This window comes from [Erwinia] mediterraneensis (genome assembly GCF_900604315.1).
GTDB classification, from domain to species: Bacteria; Pseudomonadota; Gammaproteobacteria; order Enterobacterales; family Enterobacteriaceae; genus Pantoea; species Pantoea mediterraneensis_A.
In genome coordinates, this window is record NZ_LR026978.1 from 2,253,008 (window position 1) to 2,268,715 (window position 15,708).

General features: G+C 55.9%; 15 protein-coding genes. 8 read left to right on the forward strand and 7 right to left on the reverse strand.

The annotated features are described in order from the left end of the window. Window position 1 precedes the first annotated feature (1 nt). The 7 genes from ftsQ to mutT all read left to right on the forward strand — a co-directional run bounded on the left by ftsQ (window position 2) and on the right by mutT (window position 8,491). Window positions 2-841, forward strand: a complete 840-nt coding sequence (gene ftsQ / locus E0E17_RS10415; protein ID WP_130834006.1) for a cell division protein FtsQ — start codon at window positions 2-4, stop codon at window positions 839-841. After that, entirely contained in the window at window positions 838-2,094 is a 1,257-nt protein-coding gene (gene ftsA / locus E0E17_RS10420; protein WP_130834007.1) for a cell division protein FtsA, read from the forward strand. Before ftsQ ends, ftsA begins: the two co-directional genes overlap by 4 nt. A 71-nt stretch (window positions 2,095-2,165) precedes the next feature. Then, on the forward strand, window positions 2,166-3,320 hold the full coding sequence (ftsZ, locus tag E0E17_RS10425) for a cell division protein FtsZ (RefSeq protein ID WP_130834008.1): 1,155 nt from the start codon (window positions 2,166-2,168) through the stop codon (window positions 3,318-3,320). Between the two features lie 101 nt (window positions 3,321-3,421). Further along, on the forward strand, window positions 3,422-4,339 hold the full coding sequence (lpxC, locus tag E0E17_RS10430; protein WP_130834009.1) for a UDP-3-O-acyl-N-acetylglucosamine deacetylase: 918 nt from the start codon (window positions 3,422-3,424) through the stop codon (window positions 4,337-4,339). A 282-nt stretch (window positions 4,340-4,621) separates the two neighbouring features. Continuing rightward, a complete protein-coding gene (secM, locus tag E0E17_RS10435) occupies window positions 4,622-5,131 on the forward strand; it encodes a secA translation cis-regulator SecM (protein ID WP_237680773.1) in 510 nt (169 codons plus the stop codon). A 71-nt stretch (window positions 5,132-5,202) separates the two neighbouring features. Further along, window positions 5,203-7,908 (forward strand): preprotein translocase subunit SecA, encoded by a 2,706-nt coding sequence (gene secA / locus E0E17_RS10440; RefSeq protein WP_130834011.1) that lies wholly within the window; start codon window positions 5,203-5,205, stop codon window positions 7,906-7,908. A 187-nt stretch (window positions 7,909-8,095) separates the two neighbouring features. After that, window positions 8,096-8,491: an 8-oxo-dGTP diphosphatase MutT gene (gene mutT / locus E0E17_RS10445; protein ID WP_130834012.1), complete on the forward strand. Its 396-nt coding sequence runs from the start codon at window positions 8,096-8,098 to the stop codon at window positions 8,489-8,491. Window positions 8,492-8,522: 31 nt separating this feature from the next. Here the strand turns inward: mutT and yacG are convergent, their stop codons facing one another. Genes yacG through coaE form a run of 3 tightly spaced genes read right to left on the reverse strand, consistent with a single transcriptional unit; the run spans window position 8,523 to window position 10,087 of the window. After that, a complete protein-coding gene (yacG, locus tag E0E17_RS10450) occupies window positions 8,523-8,720 on the reverse strand; it encodes a DNA gyrase inhibitor YacG (RefSeq protein WP_130834013.1) in 198 nt (65 codons plus the stop codon). A 10-nt stretch (window positions 8,721-8,730) separates the two neighbouring features. Further along, complete coding sequence (gene zapD, locus E0E17_RS10455) at window positions 8,731-9,474, reverse strand: cell division protein ZapD (RefSeq protein ID WP_130834014.1); 744 nt, start codon at window positions 9,472-9,474, stop codon at window positions 8,731-8,733. Between the two features lie 4 nt (window positions 9,475-9,478). After that, complete coding sequence (gene coaE / locus E0E17_RS10460) at window positions 9,479-10,087, reverse strand: dephospho-CoA kinase (RefSeq protein WP_130834015.1); 609 nt, start codon at window positions 10,085-10,087, stop codon at window positions 9,479-9,481. Between the two features lie 230 nt (window positions 10,088-10,317). Between coaE and E0E17_RS10465 the strand changes: the two genes are divergently transcribed. Next, on the forward strand, window positions 10,318-11,358 hold the full coding sequence (locus E0E17_RS10465; protein ID WP_130834016.1) for a GMP reductase: 1,041 nt from the start codon (window positions 10,318-10,320) through the stop codon (window positions 11,356-11,358). Between the two features lie 33 nt (window positions 11,359-11,391). Here the strand turns inward: E0E17_RS10465 and hofC are convergent, their stop codons facing one another. The 4 genes from hofC to nadC form a co-directional block, all read right to left on the reverse strand. Continuing rightward, window positions 11,392-12,591: a protein transport protein HofC gene (hofC, locus tag E0E17_RS10470; RefSeq protein WP_130834017.1), complete on the reverse strand. Its 1,200-nt coding sequence runs from the start codon at window positions 12,589-12,591 to the stop codon at window positions 11,392-11,394. Further along, the gene (gene gspE, locus E0E17_RS10475; protein WP_130834018.1) at window positions 12,584-13,972 is read right to left on the reverse strand and encodes a type II secretion system protein GspE; all 1,389 of its coding nucleotides are present in this window, start codon (window positions 13,970-13,972) and stop codon (window positions 12,584-12,586) included. Before gspE ends, hofC begins: the two co-directional genes overlap by 8 nt. Next, window positions 13,972-14,415, reverse strand: a complete 444-nt coding sequence (ppdD, locus tag E0E17_RS10480) for a prepilin peptidase-dependent pilin (RefSeq protein WP_130834019.1) — start codon at window positions 14,413-14,415, stop codon at window positions 13,972-13,974. The genes gspE and ppdD overlap by 1 nt, the downstream gene beginning before the upstream one ends. Before the next feature lie 188 nt (window positions 14,416-14,603). Beyond that, the gene (gene nadC, locus E0E17_RS10485; protein ID WP_130834020.1) at window positions 14,604-15,494 is read right to left on the reverse strand and encodes a carboxylating nicotinate-nucleotide diphosphorylase; all 891 of its coding nucleotides are present in this window, start codon (window positions 15,492-15,494) and stop codon (window positions 14,604-14,606) included. Window positions 15,495-15,708: the final 214 nt, after the last annotated feature.

Below are 15,708 nucleotides of genomic sequence, written 5' to 3' on the forward strand. Positions count from 1 at the left end.
TATGTCACAGGCGGCGCTGAACGTACGTAACCGTGAACCCCAGGAGCGCACGCGCTCCGGGCGCAGTAACGGTGCCCGACTTTTCGGCATTATGTTTTTGCTGATGGTCCTGGGCGTCATGGCTTTTGGTGGGCTGGTGGTGCTGAAGTGGATGAACGACGCTTCCCGTCTGCCGTTATCGAAACTGGTGGTCACCGGGCAGACGCACTATACCACCAACGATGACATTCGCCAGGCGATTCTGGCACCCGGCGCACCGGGCACTTTTATGTCGCAGGATGTGAATATCATCCAGCAGCAGATTGAGCGTTTGCCGTGGATCAAGCAGGTGAGCGTACGCAAACAGTGGCCAGATGAGCTGAAAATTCATCTGACAGAATATGTTGCCGTTGCGCGCTGGAACGATTTGCATATGGTTGATGCCGAAGGCGTGTCGTTCAGCGTTCCGGCTAATCATATGGGCAAAGAAACCTTGCCGATGCTGTACGGGCCGGAAGGCAGCGAAAAAGAGGTGCTGGCGGGCTATCACAACATGAGTGACGCGTTGAAAGCCGACAAATTTGTCCTGAAAGCCGCCTCCATGACGGCGCGGCGTTCCTGGCAACTGGTCACCCGTGATGATGTGCGCATTGAACTGGGACGCAGCGACACCATGAAGCGTCTGAAACGATTTATTGAGCTCTGGCCGGTGCTACAGCAGCAGGCGCAGGCAGAGAGTAAACGCGTCGACTATGTTGACTTGCGTTATGACTCGGGCGCTGCGGTGGGATGGTCACCGGCCTTGATGGAGCCACAGGACAGTAATCAGCAACAGAACCAGGCACAGGCTAAACAACAATGATCAAGGCAACGGACAGAAAACTGGTAGTGGGACTCGAAATCGGCACCGCCAAGGTTGCCGCCCTTGTTGGGGAAATTCTGCCCGATGGTATGGTCAATATTATTGGGGTAGGCAGCTGCCCCTCGCGCGGCATGGATAAAGGCGGCGTAAACGACCTTGAGTCGGTGGTGAAATGCGTACAGCGCGCCATCGATCAGGCTGAGCTGATGGCAGATTGCCAGATCTCCTCGGTCTACCTTGCTTTATCGGGCAAACATATCAGCTGCCAGAACGAAATCGGGATGGTTCCGATTTCCGAAGAGGAAGTCACCCAGGATGATGTGGAGAACGTAGTACACACGGCTAAATCCGTGCGTGTGCGTGATGAGCACCGCATCCTGCATGTGATTCCTCAGGAATACGCCATCGACTATCAGGAAGGCATCAAAAATCCAGTGGGACTTTCCGGCGTGCGTATGCAGGCGAAGGTTCACCTGATCACCTGTCACAACGACATGGCAAAAAATATTGTCAAAGCGGTTGAACGTTGTGGCCTGAAAGTTGACCAACTGATTTTTGCCGGCCTCGCTTCCAGTTTTGCTGTCCTGACGGAAGATGAACGTGAACTGGGCGTCTGTGTTGTCGACATCGGTGGCGGTACAATGGACATCGCTGTCTATACCGGCGGTGCGCTGCGCCATACCAAAGTGATCCCCTATGCCGGGAATGTGGTGACCAGCGACATCGCTTATGCCTTTGGCACGCCGCCTACCGATGCGGAGGCGATCAAAGTGCGTCACGGTTGCGCCCTGGGATCCATCGTTGGCAAAGATGAGAATGTTGAGGTGCCGAGCGTCGGCGGTCGGCCACCGCGCAGCCTGCAGCGTCAGACGCTGGCGGAGGTGATCGAGCCACGCTATACCGAGCTGCTGAATCTGGTGAACGATGAGATTCTGCAGCTGCAGGAGCAACTGCGTCAGCAGGGCGTCAAACACCATCTGGCGGCAGGGATCGTGTTAACCGGCGGCGCCGCCCAGATCGAGGGCCTGGCGGCCTGCGCCCAGCGCGTATTCCATACGCAGGTGCGCATTGGTCAGCCGCTGAACATCACTGGCCTCACGGATTATGCGCAGGAGCCGTACTACTCAACGGCAGTCGGGCTGCTGCACTACGGAAAAGAATCGCATCTGAATGGGGATGCGGAGACGGAAAAACGAGCATCAGTCGGCAACTGGTTCAAACGAATCAACAGTTGGCTGAAAAAAGAGTTTTAATTTTAGTGAAAGGGGATCATGCTGACACTATTAGTGATCTCCAGGCGACAGGCACATAACGGAGAGAAATCATGTTTGAACCTATGGAATTAACCAATGACGCGGTGATTAAAGTCATCGGCGTCGGCGGTGGCGGCGGTAACGCCGTAGAGCATATGGTACGCGAGCGTATCGAAGGTGTGGAATTCTTTGCTGTGAACACCGACGCCCAGGCGTTGCGTAAAACGGCAGTCGGCCAGACTATCCAGATTGGTAATAACATTACCAAAGGTCTGGGCGCAGGGGCGAACCCGGAAGTGGGTCGTACCTCAGCGGAAGAAGATCGTGAAGCGCTGCGCTCTGCGCTGGACGGGGCAGACATGGTGTTCATTGCGGCAGGCATGGGCGGCGGTACCGGTACGGGTGCTGCGCCGGTGGTTGCAGAAGTGGCGAAAGATTTGGGCATTCTCACCGTGGCGGTGGTGACCAAGCCGTTTAACTTCGAAGGCAAAAAGCGTATGGCTTTTGCTGAGCAGGGTATCGCTGAGCTGTCAAAGCACGTTGACTCCCTGATCACTATCCCGAACGACAAACTGCTGAAAGTACTGGGTCGCGGTATCTCCCTGCTCGACGCCTTTGGCGCGGCTAACGACGTGCTGAAAGGCGCGGTACAGGGGATCGCGGAACTGATTACCCGTCCGGGCCTGATGAACGTTGACTTTGCGGACGTACGTACCGTGATGTCTGAAATGGGTTACGCCATGATGGGATCCGGCGTCGCCTGTGGTGAAGACCGCGCAGAGGAAGCGGCAGAAATGGCGATTTCCAGCCCGCTGCTGGAAGATATCGACCTGTCTGGCGCGCGCGGCGTACTGGTTAACATCACGGCAGGCTTTGACCTGCGTCTGGATGAGTTCGAAACCGTGGGTAACACTATCCGCGCCTTCGCCTCTGACAACGCCACCGTGGTGATCGGTACCTCCCTGGATCCGGAAATGAATGATGAGCTGCGCGTGACCGTGGTCGCCACCGGTATCGGTATGGATAAACGTCCGGAAATTACGCTGGTCACTAACAAACCTGCCAGTCAGCCGGTCATGGATCATCGTTATCAGCAGCATGGGATGTCGCCGCTGCCGCAGGAACAGAAGCCTGCTGCCAAAGTGGTTAACGACCAGAACACCCCATCGAACAAAGAGCCTGATTATCTGGATATTCCGGCGTTTTTGCGTAAGCAGGCCGATTAAGAATAACCTGAGAGTTAGGATTCTCCGCTCTTTGTGCTAAAGTATTCGCCCGCTGGTAAAGTATACTGGCGGTCGGATGGGTAATATTGCGAGATAATACGATGATCAAACAAAGGACTTTAAAACGTATCGTTCAGGCGACTGGTGTCGGTTTGCATACCGGCAAAAAAGTCACTCTGACGTTACGCCCTGCGTCGGCTAATACCGGGGTCATCTATCGTCGCACTGACTTGAATCCACCGGTTGATTTCCCGGCTGATGCAAAATACGTGCGCGACACCATGCTGAGTACCTGCCTGGTGAATGATGAAGGCGTGCGTATTTCTACGGTCGAGCATCTCAATGCTGCGCTGGCGGGCCTGGGTATCGACAACATTATCGTTGAAGTCGATGCGCCAGAAATTCCGATTATGGATGGCAGCGCCGCACCGTTCATCTATCTGCTGCTGGATGCCGGTATTGAAGAACTGAACAGCGCGAAGAAATTCGTGCGCGTGAAGCAAGCGGTGCGGGTCGAAGATGGTGATAAATGGGCTGAGATTAAGCCGTACAACGGTTTCTCGCTCGATTTTACTATCGATTTCAAACATCCGGCAATCGATGCCAGTTCGCAGCGTTATAAAATGAATTTCTCGGCTGAAGCCTTTATGCGACAAATCAGCCGGGCGCGCACCTTTGGCTTTATGCGCGAAATCGAATACCTGCAGTCTCGTGGCCTGTGCCTGGGCGGTAGTCTGGATTGCGCCATCGTGGTAGATGATTTCCGCGTGCTGAATGAAGAAGGTCTGCGTTTCGAAGATGAGTTCGTTCGTCACAAAATGCTGGACGCTATCGGCGATCTGTTTATGTGTGGTCACAATATTATTGGCGCATTTACCGCCTTTAAATCGGGTCACGCGTTAAACAACAAATTGCTGCAGGCGGTGCTGGCACAACAGGAAGCCTGGGAATGGGCGACCTTTGAAGACGAAGCTGAACTGCCGCTGGCATTCAAAGCCCCGAATCTGGTTCTGGCATAAGCTGTTAAAGCGGTGGGTTACACTGACACTCTCTCCGGTCAGCTGAGCCTGCCGCTTTTATCTGGTTTCCTTTCTTGCGATCCCACTTGCATACTTTCGCCTTTGTTGCTGAAATGGTGAACAAAAAGCGCGGCAGCACCTCGAGTTACACCAATCTTTGATGTGGAAACAGCGCAATAGTGATACTATCTGGCGCTTAAACAGGCATGGTGTCAGCGCGCGACGCGGCTGGCAGACCCCCTTAACGCGTGTACTCTTTACGCTGTGTTCTATGGACAGGTTGTGATCGGAATTCTTTTTCGCTGGCGACAATTTGGCAGACGCTTTTTCTGGCCACATCTTCTGTTTGGGATGGTGGCGGCCAGTCTTGGTTTGCCTGTCGGCGCGCAGGGTGCGGGTCCGGATACAGCCGCTGAGAAGCCCTCCAGCAGCCAGGTTATTGGCAATGCGGTCCGTTTTGATCACCTGATTCGTCTGCAGGAGGCGGCGCGACGTCCCAGCTTTACGGTAGATTACTGGCATCAGCATGCCATTCGTACCGTTATCCGCCATCTCTCCTTTACCCTTGCGCCCCAGCATCTGGCGGAGCAGAAGAGTGAGCTGCCGCTGGCCGTACAGCAACTGGCCTTAATCGATTCCCTGCATGCGCTACTGACGCATCAGCCACAGCCCGTTTCCTTACTCACCCTGACTGAAAAACCGCTGCCGCCTCGCGCCGGGTCGTTTCATGGCGGCCGCTGGCTGGCGCAGGTGCTGGGCATTCGTGCCGGGCCCGCCTCCGATCTCTGCTAAATTTACAGGTCTTTTTATCCGGTTAAAATTTCGCAGCTGTGTTTCATAGCTGAATTGAGAACATATTTATCATGTTAATCAAACTATTAACGAAAGTATTTGGTAGCAGCAATGATCGTACCTTGCGCCGTATGCGTAAAGTCGTGGACGTCATCAACAAGATGGAGCCCGATTTTGAAAAACTTTCCGACGATGAGCTGAAGGCGAAAACGCAGGAATTCCGTGCGCGTCTGGAAAAAGGCGAGACGCTGGAAAGCCTGATTCCGGAAGCGTTCGCCACGGTACGTGAGGCGAGCAAGCGCGTTTTCAATATGCGTCATTTTGATGTCCAGCTGCTTGGCGGCATGGTGCTGAACGATCGCTGCATCGCGGAGATGCGCACCGGTGAAGGTAAAACCCTGACCGCGACGCTGCCGGCTTACCTGAACGCACTGACGGGCAAAGGCGTGCACGTGGTCACCGTGAACGACTATCTGGCGCAGCGTGACGCCGAAAATAACCGTCCACTGTTTGAATTCCTCGGCCTGAGCGTCGGCATCAACCTGCCCGGTATGCCTGCGCCTGCCAAACGTGCGGCCTACGCGGCAGATATCACTTACGGCACCAACAACGAATATGGCTTTGACTATCTGCGCGACAATATGGCGTTCAGCCCGGAAGATCGCGTTCAGCGCAAGCTGCACTATGCGCTGGTGGATGAGGTGGACTCCATCCTGATCGATGAGGCGCGTACGCCGCTGATTATCTCCGGTCCGGCAGAAGACAGCTCCGAACTCTATACCCGGGTGAATAAAATTATTCCCCACCTGATTCGTCAGGAAAAAGAGGATTCAGACACCTTTCAGGGTGAAGGGCACTTCTCGGTAGATGAGAAAGCGCGCCAGGTGCATCTGACCGAGCGTGGCCTGGTTAAGATCGAAGAGCTGCTGGTCAGCCAGGGCATTATGGAAGAAGGCGAATCGCTCTATTCGCCCACCAACATCATGCTGATGCATCATGTCACTGCGGCATTGCGCGCCCATGCGCTCTTTACCCGCGACGTGGATTACATCGTGAAAGATGGCGAAGTGATCATCGTCGATGAGCATACCGGACGTACCATGCAGGGACGGCGCTGGTCTGATGGCCTGCATCAGGCGGTGGAAGCGAAAGAGGGTGTGGAGATCCAGAATGAGAACCAGACACTGGCTTCCATTACCTTCCAGAACTATTTCCGTCTGTATGAAAAACTGGCAGGGATGACAGGGACGGCGGATACCGAAGCTTTTGAATTCAGCTCCATCTACAAGCTGGAAACCATTGTGGTTCCCACTAACCGTCCGATGGTGCGTAAAGATCTGCCCGATCTGGTCTATATGACCGAAAAAGAGAAAATCGACGCCATCATTGAAGATATCCGCGAGCGTACGCAGAATGGACAGCCGGTGCTGGTGGGGACCATCTCTATCGAAAAATCAGAGGTCGTCTCAAACGAACTGACGCGTGCCGGGATTAAACATAACGTCCTGAACGCCAAGTTCCATGCGCGCGAAGCAGAGATTGTGGCCCAGGCTGGCCAGCCCGGCGCGGTGACTATCGCCACTAACATGGCCGGTCGTGGTACCGATATTGTCCTGGGGGGAAGCTGGCAGGTGGAAATCGCGGAACTGCAGGACCCGACGCCAGAGCAGATCGAGGCGATCAAGAGCGCCTGGCAGCAGCGCCATGAAGCGGTGCTGGCGGCGGGTGGTCTGCACATTATCGGTACCGAGCGCCATGAATCGCGCCGTATCGATAACCAGCTGCGTGGTCGTGCCGGTCGTCAGGGGGATGCTGGTTCATCCCGCTTCTATCTCTCGATGGAAGATGCGCTGATGCGTATTTTCGCCTCCGATCGCGTCTCCAGTATGATGCGCAAGCTGGGGATGAAGCCAGGCGAAGCCATTGAGCACCCCTGGGTCACCAAAGCGATTGCCAATGCGCAGCGCAAGGTGGAAAGCCGTAACTTCGATATTCGTAAGCAACTGCTGGAATATGATGATGTGGCCAACGACCAGCGTCGTGCCATCTACAGCCAGCGTAACGAGCTGCTGGATGTCTCTGACGTCAGCGAAACCATTAACAGCATTCGCGAAGACGTGTTTAAGACCACTATCGACAGCTACATTCCGCCGCAGTCGCTGGAAGAGATGTGGGATGTGCCGGGGCTGGAAGAGCGCCTGCGCAACGATTTCGATCTCGACCTGCCGATTGCCGAGTGGCTAGATAAAGAGCCGGAGCTGCATGAAGAGACGCTGCGTGAACGTATCATGGCGCGCGCGGTAGCAAGCTATGCAGCGAAAGAAGAGATCGTCGGCGCAGAGATGATGCGCAACTTTGAAAAAGGCGTCATGTTGCAGACGCTGGACTCCTTGTGGAAAGAGCATCTGGCAGCGATGGACTATCTGCGCCAGGGCATCCATCTGCGCGGTTACGCCCAGAAAGATCCCAAGCAGGAGTACAAACGCGAATCTTTCGCTATGTTCGGTGCAATGCTGGAATCGCTGAAATATGAAGTGATCAGCACCCTGAGCAAAGTGCAGGTGCGCATGCCGGAAGAAGTGGAGGCGATGGAGCAGCAGCGCCGTGAAGATGCTGAACGTCTGGCGCAGCAGCAGCGCTTAAGTCATGTTGATACCGAAACGGAAGCGGCAGTCGCGTTGGCAGCTCAGAGCGGCGAACGTAAAGTCGGTCGTAACGATCCTTGTCCGTGCGGATCGGGCAAGAAATATAAACAGTGCCATGGCCGCCTGGCCTGACAGCCAGCAAAGTAAAAAAAGGAGCCGCAGGCTCCTTTTTTATGGCAGCAGTTATTAAATGGGGTCTCTGCGCACACCTTAAGCGCAGCAAGAACCTGATGCTTTCTGCCGCGCGCGAGCGCAGAATATCAGAGAGCCCTGTTGCTGACTGATGCGCCCTTTGGTCGTTAATTATCAGGAAACCGAGATGAAACACCTGCAGGTAGCAGTGGGCATCATACGTGATGCCAGTAAACAGATTTTCCTTACGCAGCGCTCAGCCACCTCCCATATGGCAAACAAATGGGAATTCCCTGGCGGAAAAATTGAAGCGGGTGAAAGCGCAGAAGAAGCGTTGAAACGTGAACTGCATGAAGAGACCGGAATCGAGGTCGTCAGCGCACAGGCTATTGGCAGTGCTGAGCACCGCTATGAAGATGTGTGTATAACACTCAACTTTTTCCTCGTAGAAAACTGGCAGGGCGAGCCCTGGGGAAGGGAAGGCCAGCCGCAGCGCTGGGTAGCGCAGCAGGCGCTGGTTGCGGAGGAGTTTCCGCCTGCCAACCACGGCCTGATTGCCCGTCTGCTCGCCGGTGAGCTGTAACCCTGATGGGGCCTTACCGCCCCATCACCACTTAGTGTTCCTCTTCGCTCCAGTCATCGCTCTCGCTGGTATCGCCGCTGGCCGGGATGCGTTTCTCTTCTGCCGCCCATTCGCCTAAATCGATCAGCTGACAGCGCTTGCTGCAAAAAGGCCGCCATGGGCTCAGATCGTCCCAGATGACCTCTTTACCGCAGGTCGGGCAGGTTACGGTTATCATTTCATTTTGCATCTTTTACCTCTTAACAACAGGCCAGCTCGAAATCCAGGCGTGCCGGCACTTCGCCGTGTTCACTGTCGAGTGGCAAAAAGCGTATCGCATAGCGACTTTTGTGACCGGAAACCTGAGGATAAAGCGCATCCTCCAGCATCAGCTGCAGACGCAGCAGATCGGCCCCTTCGGCAGTATCCTGATAAAACCCGTTCAGGCTGGTTTGATGGCGGAATACGCCTGACTGACGGATCAGATTCAGAATGATGGCGAGACTGCTCTGCAGCGGGATCAGTGTATCCAGCCATGCGTTGACCTGAGTATCCCGCGTTTCTTGCGGCAGATGCAGCCAGATATGCAAGCCCGGCAAATCAAAGCTGCAGCAGCCGCCAGGAATACTCAGGCGCTGGCGCACCAGTCCGATAAGACGATCTTCTCGCAGCGGCTGACCCATACGTGGCGCCGCCATCAGGTCAGCAGCGTGTGTCTTCAGCTGATCACGCAGCGCATTAACTCGTTCGCTGTCGACGCCAGGCACATCCGCCCATGCCAGCAATTTCTGCTGCTGACGCTCAAGCTCTTTAAGCAGCTCGGTACGCATATCACCGCGTTCAAAAATGTCCAGCAGCTCGCTGATAATACGGAAAAAAGTCAGCGCAGTAACGGTGCGCGTGAGCGGAATAGTTTCGTAAAGCTGATTAATGAGAAATTCGACGCGCAGCCAGGTGCGCATTTTTTCATTCAGGGGATGTTCAAACAGAACGACTGTACTCATGATATTAATCCTGTTTCGTTGCCGCCAGCGCCAGATAGCGCTGATGCAGTTCGGCAACATACGGCAGCGCATCTTCAGGTGCACCGCTGTTATTTATGACATCGTCGGCTACGGCCAGGCGCTGTTGTCGCGTCGCCTGCGCAGCAAGAATATTTTTCGCCTGCTCCGGCGAAATGCGATCGCGCTTCAGGGTACGGGCAATCTGCGTCTCTTCATCCACATCGATCACCAGCACGCGGTCGGCCTGCTGTTGCAGCCCGTTTTCTACCAGCAGCGGCACCACCCAAAGGACATAAGGTGAGGCGGCCTGCGCTTTCAGCTGGCGGGTGCGGGCATTGATCAGGGGATGCAACAGCTGATTTAACCAGGCTTTTTCATCGGGCGAACGGAAAATAAGATCGCGCAAAGCGGCGCGAAACAGCGTTCCGTCAGGATTCAGTATCCCGTCGCCATAGCGCTGGACAATGGCCTGTAAAGCCGGCGTTCCGGGTTCAACCACTTCTCTGGCAATGATATCGGCATCAATAATCTCAACGCCAAAAGCTGCAAAGGCGTTAGCGATAGTGCTTTTTCCACTGCCGATTCCGCCAGTCAGTGCAACGGTATAGGGCATTTTACTCTCTCACTGACGGCGATTGTGACAATAACTGCCCGGTATCCGGGGTACAGGACAAAATGAGAAGATGATCACAATCACACTTAACCGGTAAATTTACCGGATTGTAGCTTATATAAAGCGAAATTCGCAGTCTTGTCGGCAGGCAAATGCCGCGTATGATAACGTCACTGGAGCAGTGAGCTGCGCCCAAGCTGCGTTCGTCGCCACTAACCAGGATATTCCTTATGCGTATTGAAGAAGACTTGAAACTGGGCTTTAAAGATGTGCTTATCCGGCCCAAACGCTCTACCCTGAAAAGCCGCGCTCAGGTTGAACTGGAACGTACCTTTACCTTCAAACACTCCGGCCTGAGCTGGACTGGCGTCCCTGTTATCGCTGCGAATATGGATACCGTAGGCACCTTCAGCATGGCTGAGGCGCTGGCCTCGTTTAACATTCTTACTGCCGTTCATAAACACTATCAGGTTGCAGAGTGGAAAGCATTTATTGAGCGTGTGCCCGCTTCGGTGCTGAACTATGTGATGGTATCGACCGGCACTTCCGAGGCGGACTTCACTAAGCTGGGCGCTGTGCTGGCGCTTTCTCCGGCATTGAAATTTATCTGTATTGATGTCGCCAATGGCTATTCCGAGCATTTCGTGGCGTTTTTACAGCGTGCGCGTGAAAGCTTCCCCCATCTGACCATTTGCGCCGGTAATGTGGTGACCGGCGAGATGGTGGAAGAACTGATTCTCTCTGGCGCGGATATCGTCAAAGTAGGCATTGGCCCGGGCTCGGTGTGCACCACGCGGGTCAAAACCGGCGTGGGTTATCCTCAACTCTCTGCAGTAATTGAGTGCGCAGATGCCGCTCATGGGCTGAGTGGGCAGATTGTCAGCGATGGCGGCTGTTCCGTGCCGGGAGACATTGCCAAAGCCTTTGGCGGCGGTGCCGATTTCGTCATGCTTGGCGGCATGCTGGCGGCCCATGATGAGTGTGAGGGCAGCGTTATTGAGGAGAACGGCGAGAAGTTTATGCTGTTCTACGGCATGAGTTCGGAATCTGCCATGAAGCGCCATGTGGGCGGCGTAGCGCAGTATCGTGCGGCGGAAGGCAAAACGGTGAAGCTGCCGTTGCGTGGTCCGGTTGTGGAGACGGCGCGTGACATTCTGGGCGGGCTGCGTTCCGCCTGTACCTATGTTGGCGCTGAGCGCCTGAAAGAGCTGACCAAACGCACCACCTTTATCCGGGTGGCGGAGCAGGAAAACCGCGTCTTTACACGCTAATTCACGTCGAGGGTGCGTTGTCTGACGCACCCTTTATCCTATTGCTTCCCCCAGGCCAAAAACCGGCAGATACATGGCAATCACCAGCGAGCCGACAATAATGCCGATCACTACCATCATCACAGGTTCCAGCGCGGCGGCCAGACTTCCGGCACGGGAGAGCGTTTGCCCTTCATGCCACTCCGCCAGCCTTGCCAGCATCACATCCAGCGCGCCCGCTTCTTCCCCCGTTCTGATTAACTGATAACAGAGCGGGGTAAACAGGGTGTGATGTTCAATCGCCTGATGTAAGGGGAACCCCTGCGCGATATGGTGTTGCAGATCCCGCATCGCTTCGCGCCAGATCAGCGGCGCGAGCGTTTCTTCTGCAGCCTGCAGGCTCTGCAGCAGCGTCAGACCCGCTTTTTGCGTCAGTTGCAGCACGGCAAAAATCTGGCTCAGCTGGCTTCCCCGCCAGAGCGGAGCGAGCAGCGGCAGGCGCAGCAGACAGCGCTGTTCCCTGCGTTGCCAGGCCATGGCCTGCTTACGCAGCTTCAGCCAGCCCACCACAGGGAGAAGGACCATCAGCGCCAGCACACCGCCGTGACGCTGCAAGCCCTGCGACAACGTCATGACCGCTGCGGTAAAGGCGGGCAGCGGGGCGTTGAAGGCGCTGTACACGGCAACGAATTCCGGCAGAACCAGCAGTAGCATACCCAGGGTGACCCCCACAGCCACCAGCAGGATAAACAGCGGGTAGCGCAACGCTTTACGCACCATCTGCCAGAGATGTTGCTGGCGGGCTTGCTGCTGCGCCAGCTGGTCACAGCACTCATCCAGCTGGCCAGTCAGTTCACCCACCTGCATCAGCGCGGGGTAGAGAGGCGGGAAGACCTGCGGCCAGCGCCGTAACGCAACGGAAAAAGCTTCCCCTTTCAGGACGCTGGACTGTAGCGCCCGTAACAATGCGCGCCATCCGGGATGGGGATGTCCCTCTGCGAGTAAGCGCAGCCCTTCTGATAAGGGTAAGCCCGCTTTCAGCAATGTTGCCAGCTGACGGAAAAAAGCGATTTTGTGCTGCCATTTCCAGTGATGCGCGCGCCAGGTTTTTCTTTTGCGCCAGCTCACCGGCAGCAGCTCCTGCTCAAACAGCTGCTGCAAAACTGCTTCTTTGCTTGTTGCCAGCGACTCCCCCTGCAGCAGATTGCCTGTGCTGTCTACCGCCTGCCAGGAGAACAGCGCGATCTCAGTCATCGCCGCTCCCTACTACCCGTTGCATCTCCTCCAGCGAGGTTTCACCCCGGCTGACGGCTTCCAGACCGGCAGTAAACAGGTTGCGCATTCCCTGCTGTTGCGCCAGTGCCAGGATGTGATCGAGCGGCCTGTCTGCCGCAATGGCGTTCTGTATTCTGGCGGTAACCGGCAGCAGTTCAAACAGGGCCAGACGGCCAAAGTAGCCGGAAAAACAGTGGTCGCACCCCGTTGCCCGCCAGGTTTGCAGCGTGCCGGGCCAGATCGCCGCCGGGAAATGAGCGACCGCCTGTGCGGGCTGACGGCAGTGGGGGCAAAGCCGACGCACCAGACGTTGCGCAATAATAAGTCGCAGCGCTGATCCCAGCATATAGCCAGGTAGCCCCATCTGCCGCAGTCGCGTCAGGGTTTCGGCTGTAGAGTTGGTGTGCAGAGTCGAGAGCACCAGATGGCCGGTTTGCGCTGCCTTGACGGCGATCTCTGCCGTCTCCGCGTCACGTATTTCGCCGATCATGATGACATCAGGATCCTGACGCAGCAGCGCGCGCAGCACACGCTGGAAATCGAGTCCCGATTTGGGATGAATTTGCGTCTGGTTGACGCCTGCCAGCGGGATCTCCACCGGATCTTCCACGCTGCAGAGGTTTTTTTCCACCACGTTAAGCGCGCTGAGGCCGCTGTAGAGCGTAAAGGTTTTCCCGCTCCCGGTGGGGCCGGTGACCAGAATCAGCCCCTGCGGGCGCGCCAGCGCCTCCTTAAACTGGCGCAGATGGGTGGCAGGCATGCCGAGCTTATCCAGCGAAATGGCCGACGCCTCGCTTTGCAACAGACGAATAACCGCTTTTTCACCCCAGCGGGTAGGGAGCGTCGAGAGGCGAAACGCTTCCTGTTTGCCGTGCAGCTCAAGGCTAAACTGACCATCCTGGGGCAGACGTCGTTCGGCGATATCCATTCCCCCAAGGATTTTTAATCGCGCCAGAATGGCGTTAGGCCGCGCGTCAGGCAGCGTGGTCAGGGGATGTAAAACCCCGTCGATACGCAGGCGCACGCGCAGCTGGTTATGCTGCGGCTCAATATGAATATCAGAAGCACGGCGCGAAAGCGCCTGTTGCAGGATCTGATTCACGGCGTCGATCGCCGATTCCGCGCGCGCCGGCTCCTGCGCCTGCAGGGCTGGCTCATTTTGCTGCTGATACTGTTCCAGCCGCGCCTGTGGCCAGCACTCCACCTCCACCTGACGCTGGCTGGCAAAGCGTAAGGCTTCAAGAAACTCGCCGGAAGGAGCTTCGCTCATTGCCACCCGCAGGGTTCTGGCGTCGTGATGCAGCATTACGGCCCGGTAACGCTGACACAGAGCCTGTAATTCACCCGGCTGCGCGCTCATTACGCTCCCTCCTTATCGGCAAAGCGGAACTGTCCCAGGCAGTTATCGCGCAGGCTGCTGTTAGCGCTGTTACAGCTACGCTGCCAGATGAGGTGGCCTTCATTTCCATCCCACACCGGCAGCATCTCTACGCTCAGGCCATTCAGGCTCTCCTGACCGGTCAGGGTGATCGTGCCGTTCTCCACGCTCAGCGATGCGACATAACGCGATCCCTTCGCGGCCGGAATGCCATTTTTGCCTGCGCTGCACTGCGCCGGGCCGCCATGTTCGATAGCGCACAGCTCAACAGCAGTTTTATAAGGCACCATGGTCTGCAACATGTCGGTTAAGGCGGCACGTTGCAGATAGTTCTGGTAAGCCGGCAGGCCAATGGCGCTCAGGATGGCGACAATACCAATTACGATCATCAGCTCAATCAGGGTAAATCCGCTCTCTTTCGTCATTTTTCACGCTCCTTGTTAAGAAAGCGCCACCATAAAAAGAATGGCCTGACGAATACAGGCGTAAAATTCACGCCCGGAATCACTGGCGTAAAAAAGCGTGTGGATTGCAGCAGAAAGCAGAGGCGGCGGAAGCAATATCACATTATGCCGCTCAGCCAGTCGTACCGGGCGGCAGGGGCGGGGCAGTTTTACTGAAAGCGCATGGAGAGATCGAGCGCGTGCAGATGTTTGGTCAGAGCGCCGACGGAGATGTAATCCACACCGGTCTGTGCATACAGCTGCAGCGTCTCCTCGGTAATATTGCCTGAGACCTCCAGCAGGGCGCGTTTCTCAGTCAGCGCTACCGCTTCCCGCATCGCTTCAGGGCTAAAGTTATCCAGCATCACGATATCGGCGCCCGCCTCCAGCGCGGCGACAAGTTCAGCAAGACTCTCGACCTCGACCTCAACCGGCACATCGGGACAGAGGGCGCGTGCGCGTTGCACTGCCTGAGCGATTGAGCCGCTGGCGATAATATGGTTTTCCTTGATCAGAAAGGCGTCGGCAAGGCCGAGACGATGATTATGACCGCCGCCGCACAGTACTGCATATTTCAGGGCGGTGCGTAAGCCTGGCACGGTTTTGCGCGTATCGAGCAGCTGCGTTTGCGTGCCTTCCAGCAGCGCCACATAGCGACGCACTTTGCTGGCTACGCCTGAGAGGGTCTGGACAAAGTTTAATGCGGTGCGCTCTGCCGTCAGCAGCAGACGGGCGGGACCAGCGATATCAAAAAGAGGCTGATTCGCCTGAATCGCCTGCCCGTCCGCCACGTGCCAGCGCAGTGTCGCCTGATTGCCTGCCTGGCGGAACACCTCTTCCACCCAGCGTTTACCACAAAAAACGCCCGCTTCCCGGGTGATTACCTGCGCCTGGGCCATTTTTTCTGCTGGCAGCAGCAGGGCGGTAATATCCCGTCCGGCATCGACGCTGCCGCCCAAATCCTCCTGGAACGCCCGGGTAACCGTAGCGGGAATATCTGAGTCAATACGTTCAAGCAGTTCTTTATGACGACGAACAGGGTCATAACCACGGTTTGGCATAGGTTAAGCGCTCCGCTGAGTAAAAATAACCGAAACCTCACTCTAGCGTTAATAGCCGGGAGATGCAGCTCTTTTGTTTAGTATCCTTAACATCAAGAAAGGCTTACTCTGGTTAGCGACCTGAGGCGGTGCGCTCTACATAACGTATTAAGCTGCAGGAAGGCCAGAAAAATCATGTTATTCTCAGGTAACATTCAGAAAAAGTGGAGAAGGC